Annotated in this window: 6 protein-coding genes; 2 read left to right on the top strand and 4 right to left on the bottom strand. The window is 37.5% G+C overall.

Annotation, left to right across the window (positions count from 1 at the left end; genetic code table 11):
* The first annotated feature begins 289 nt into the window (after positions 1-289).
* Both AB5642_RS19675 and AB5642_RS19670 read left to right on the top strand, forming a co-directional pair.
* A complete protein-coding gene (locus AB5642_RS19675; protein WP_207718493.1) occupies positions 290-1,000 on the top strand; it encodes a S24 family peptidase in 711 nt (236 codons plus the stop codon).
* Positions 993-1,166, top strand: coding sequence for a hypothetical protein (locus AB5642_RS19670; protein ID WP_226815871.1), 174 nt, complete (start codon positions 993-995; stop codon positions 1,164-1,166). Before AB5642_RS19675 ends, AB5642_RS19670 begins: the two co-directional genes overlap by 8 nt.
* A 177-nt stretch (positions 1,167-1,343) precedes the next feature.
* Here the strand turns inward: AB5642_RS19670 and AB5642_RS19665 are convergent, their stop codons facing one another.
* The 4 genes from AB5642_RS19665 to AB5642_RS19650 are packed head-to-tail and all read right to left on the bottom strand — an operon-like array spanning position 1,344 to position 4,661.
* Positions 1,344-1,916 (bottom strand): CDP-alcohol phosphatidyltransferase family protein, encoded by a 573-nt coding sequence (locus AB5642_RS19665; RefSeq protein WP_055057096.1) that lies wholly within the window; start codon positions 1,914-1,916, stop codon positions 1,344-1,346.
* The gene (locus AB5642_RS19660) at positions 1,906-2,970 is read right to left on the bottom strand and encodes an FUSC family protein (RefSeq protein ID WP_173719625.1); all 1,065 of its coding nucleotides are present in this window, start codon (positions 2,968-2,970) and stop codon (positions 1,906-1,908) included. The genes AB5642_RS19665 and AB5642_RS19660 overlap by 11 nt, the downstream gene beginning before the upstream one ends.
* 33 nt (positions 2,971-3,003) lie before the next feature.
* Positions 3,004-4,047: a HAMP domain-containing sensor histidine kinase gene (locus AB5642_RS19655; RefSeq protein WP_173719622.1), complete on the bottom strand. Its 1,044-nt coding sequence runs from the start codon at positions 4,045-4,047 to the stop codon at positions 3,004-3,006.
* The gene (locus tag AB5642_RS19650) at positions 4,047-4,661 is read right to left on the bottom strand and encodes a response regulator transcription factor (RefSeq protein ID WP_368371910.1); all 615 of its coding nucleotides are present in this window, start codon (positions 4,659-4,661) and stop codon (positions 4,047-4,049) included. Before AB5642_RS19650 ends, AB5642_RS19655 begins: the two co-directional genes overlap by 1 nt.
* Positions 4,662-4,676 lie beyond the last annotated feature (15 nt).

The raw sequence follows: 4,676 nt of genomic DNA, 5'->3' as shown, positions 1-4,676 counted from the left end.
CAACTGACGGAACAGCAGGTCTTACACCTTACGGTAAGACAATAAATGTAGTGACTTTCAAGTCACACAAAACAATTGGCATCGCTGTGCAATATTGTTCTTTCCACATTTTCACCTTTCCTTTTTAGAACGTGCGTTCTTTTTCTATATAGGCATTATATATCGCTTTTAAATCTTTGTAAAGTAGCAGATATGTCGTTTTTATGGATTTTAACGCTATTATTGTTGATTTTTTATCTGTTATGGGTTATAGTATATATAGGGAATAAATACCTGCATATGGAGGTGTATGATGATAAAGAAAGATTTTGGATCCATTATTGCTAATAAAAGAAAAGACCGAAAACTGTCTCAACCACAACTGGCAGCTCTTCTGTGTGAAAGAGGCTTAGATGTAAAAGCTCATTCTATCAGTAAATGGGAAAAAAATGTAAACCTGCCAAATGTTTTACAATTTTTTGCCCTCTGTGAGATTCTTGAGATTTCCGATATAAATAGAACATTCCAGATTGGAACGGATGAGAAACTTTTCTCCAAATTAAATGACGAAGGACAAGCCAAAGTTCTTGACTACATGAACCTATTAATGAAAAGTGGGGAATACATTCGAGAAGAACCAATCATTTATCAATTTCCACGAAGAACTCTCAGTCTCTATGATCTCCCGGTTTCAGCTGAAACAGGACAATTCCTTGATTCCGACCATTTTTCCGAAATTGAAGTTGGTGATGAAGTATCTTCCAGTGCTGACTTCGGTGTCCGGGTATGTGGTGACAGCATGGAGCCTCTCTATCTGGATGGACAGATCATCTGGATTCATAAACAAGAAACACTTGAAGAAGGAGAAATCGGTGTCTTCTTCCTTGATGGTGATGCTTATGTAAAGAAATATCATCAATCCGATTCCGGTATTCAGCTTATTTCTCTAAATAAAAAATATGCCCCTATCCAAGTCACTTCCGGATCCATCTTAAAAACTTTTGGAAAAGTAGTTGGCTAATTTTAAAAGGCTAATGGTTCAGAACGAGGACCTGGATTATTTCGGACTCTGCAGTTCATTGAATGCGACTCCGGAACTAATGAGCTTTAAATTATACAGCCTGACAAAACGAGGCCAGGCTTATCATATGCCGATGGAGATTCAGAGCAATTTCCTGGCGAAATAAAGTAAATAAAGATCCTGTTCTATATATCATAGTATGAACAGGATCTTTTTATAATGATTTATTTTCTATCTAAAATTTTATTAAACCGACTAAAGACTCCATAGTTTGTGTGTTTGACTTACTGTTTATATCTATCTTCTCCTAAATATTTTTCTAGTCATTGCAATATAAAATTGCTTATACAGTCTCTTCCTTAAGAGTCCTGGTATTCTGGATAATATACAGAGCGACCGATATGACCATCATTATAGCGCACAAACCAATCAACAGATCTGATACCATCGGTGTAATGTGGAACCATATAATATGCACCGCTGCAGTTCCATATAATAAAAAGGTTACTATCTTTCCATGCCAGTCTGCACCATGTACTTTTCCTGTCTTTCGTATCACAAGACATCCACTGACTACCATATACAGCTCCTTACCTGCCATTATTACGATTAAAAGAAGCACATGCGGAAAACGAGTAAACAGACAGATTAACATCGCTGCCTGTGTCAGCTTATCAGCCACCGGATCAAGTATTTTTCCTAAATTACTAATCCTATGGAATCTTCTTGCGATATATCCATCAGCAAGATCCGTAAGACCAGACAGCAATAAGATTTCACCAGCTAACAGAGGATTTTTCTTTACACAATAACTCCATATAATTACCGGAATCAGACAAAGCCGAAAAAAAGAAAGAAGATTAGGAACCGTAATAATTCTATTCAAATTTTCTTCCTGATTCACTTCACTCTGCATGTACGGTCATCTCACTTTCCTTTTTTTTAGACATAAACCAATAAAATATAACACAAAATGCTAAAGCAAACACAACACCAAAAACATTTTGAATCACTCTAAGACTAACCGCTCCTTGTAGTCCATAAGTCTCTGCAGCAATGGCTAAAGCACCAAATGTGTTAAATACTGCCTGCCAGCCATATTGTGCTGAAAATCCTACACCGATTCCACCAAGAATTCCTATATATGCATAGATTGACGAAGGAAGCAGAAAATATAATACTGTAAAACATATAACACCTGCAATATTTCCGACAATCCTTTTACGGACTCTGTAGCGCATATCTTCCATAAACGGCAAAATCGCGGACATGGCCGCAATACCAGCCCACATTGCACGTGGCATATTACAAAGTTCTGCAATGCAAAGGACAATCGGTACGCATAAAATCTGACATATCTGCCATTTTGTTCTGGAAGAAGTGATATCAAATTCTTGTATCAGATCTTTCAGATTTCTTTTATAAGTTCTGTTTTTATGATTTCGATAAAATACGAAGCAGGTAAGTGCTGCACCTAAAGCCATTCCGACTAATCGCATCTGATAGCTTTTTCCCGTAACATCATAACCATATAGCAGCAGATACCCAAGAACCAATGTAGATTGATTAAACATGAATGGATTATGGCATCCGAACAGAATCAACACAGCCAGTGCCGCAATATTTAACAGCATTCCCAATACCGGTGAAAACTGATTTGCTAAATGCGGACATACAGTCATAATTACAAAGAACAAAGCCAAAAGCATCGTAGATTGTCCGGTGTGGATCCCCAGATCCGCATTTCTAAACACCATGAGACATAATAAGACTACTACACCTACAATGCTGTTCTCCTTTCCAAATAGGATGCTGAAAATACTAACAAAGAAAAAACAAAATGCCAATGTAACAGCTACCTTCACCAGATATACCCACATATGATATAATTTTTCTTTTAGTGTTTCACTCTTTTTCAACAGGTTTTTAGAACCTGCCTGATTTAACTGCAACTCCTGATAAAATGTCATATAAATCCTCCCATCTTCTAATTTATCTTAAAACTATATAATCTCATCTTTCTGCTTTGGCAGCTCTATAACAAATCTGCATCCACCATATTCACGGTTTTCTGCTTTGATTGTCCCTCCGGCACTATCTACAATCCGTTTTACAAGTGCAAGACCTAGGCCATTTCCTTCTGCTTTATGAGATCCATCTACCTGATAGAACTTGTCAAATATTCTGGATTTTACATCATCCTCTATTCCTGGTCCTTCATCTTCCAGAATGAACTTAACAGAATCCTGTTCTTGTTTCAGAAACATCGTAATTGTCCCCTTTGAAGGGCTGAACTTAATCGCATTATCCAAAAGATTTATCCAGATATGCATAAAAAGTCCTTCATTCCCAGTATATTTAACTTCCTCCAATTCTACCTGAAAACCAATTTCTTTTTCTGTCCATTTTGTTTCCAATGAAAGAAATGCCTGGCGGATCTGTTCATCCAGACGATATTCTGTTTTTTTCATTGGTATATTCTGATTCTCTAACTTGGATAACAGCAAAATATTACCAACCAATCCAGAAAGTCTTTGGGTGTTAAATAAGATTTTTTCTACATATTCCTCTTGATCCGGAGACAGTTCTTCTCCCTGAAGCAGCATTGTATACCCTTCAATGGCATTAATCGGGGTCTTAAACTCATGAGAAACATTAGATACAAAATCCATCTGCAGCACCTCTGTTGCACGAAGTTCTTTTGTCATAACGTTAAAACTTTGATAAGATTCTCCAACTTCTGCTATACGGCTGTTCGTTTCCAAATGCTGTTCAAAATCTCCCTGAGAAACTTCCTTCATTGCTTTACTAAGTCTGGTAATTGGTTCCAGTAACTTTGCATTGATAAAGGAAGTGATCAGCCCTGCAATCAATGTATTGAAAATCAAAAGCCAGCCAAGCATAGGTATGCTACCAGGCAGATTAAAAAAATGATTCAAAAAAGCAAATAATAACGCAGATATGACTGTTGAAAATACGAGTGCCAGCCAGATTGCACCAGTCAGACAGGATCGGATCCGCAATCCTTTTTCTTTCTTTTGTTCCATTATTTTTTCACCACCTTGTATCCAATTCCACGCATTGTTACAATTTCAAAATCAGGGTTATCTTTAAAACGCTCCCTGATTCTTCCTATATGTACCTCTATCGTATGTGGGTCTGCCTCCGTCTCGTATCCCCATACTTCATCCATCAACTGTTGTTTTGTAAATGTTCTGCCTGGCGAAGCTGCAAGCTTATATAAAAGCAGGAATTCTTTTTTAGGCAAAACAAGACTTTCCTTATCAGTTGTAACCGTCATTGCATCATAATCAAACTCTGTTGAACCGATCACAATTTTGTGTTCATTCAGTATCTGTGCACGGCGAAGCAGTGCTCCGACTCTTAAAACCATTTCATTCACATTTACCGGTTTTACCATATAATCGTCGCTTCCCGAAAGAAATCCCTGGCGCATATCATCAAAGGAACCTTTCGCAGTGATCATAAGTACCGGTATCTGATATCCTGCTGAACGGAGTTCCGACACCAGTTCATAACCATCCATAACCGGCATCATAATATCAGAAATGATCAGATCAATATATTCCTTATCCAATACGGGATAGAAGTTCACCTGCAGGCCGTTCAAAAATAGCTGGATCTTTGAATGAGGCACCATTGTCTGTAAGAATGA

This window comes from Ruminococcus sp. 1001136sp1_2201st1_G3_2201SCRN_220225 (assembly GCF_040924365.1).
Taxonomy (GTDB): Bacteria; Bacillota; Clostridia; order Lachnospirales; family Lachnospiraceae; genus Blautia_A; species Blautia_A faecis.
Note: the sequence above shows the minus strand (reverse complement) of the source record. Positions and strands in the feature narration are given on the sequence as shown.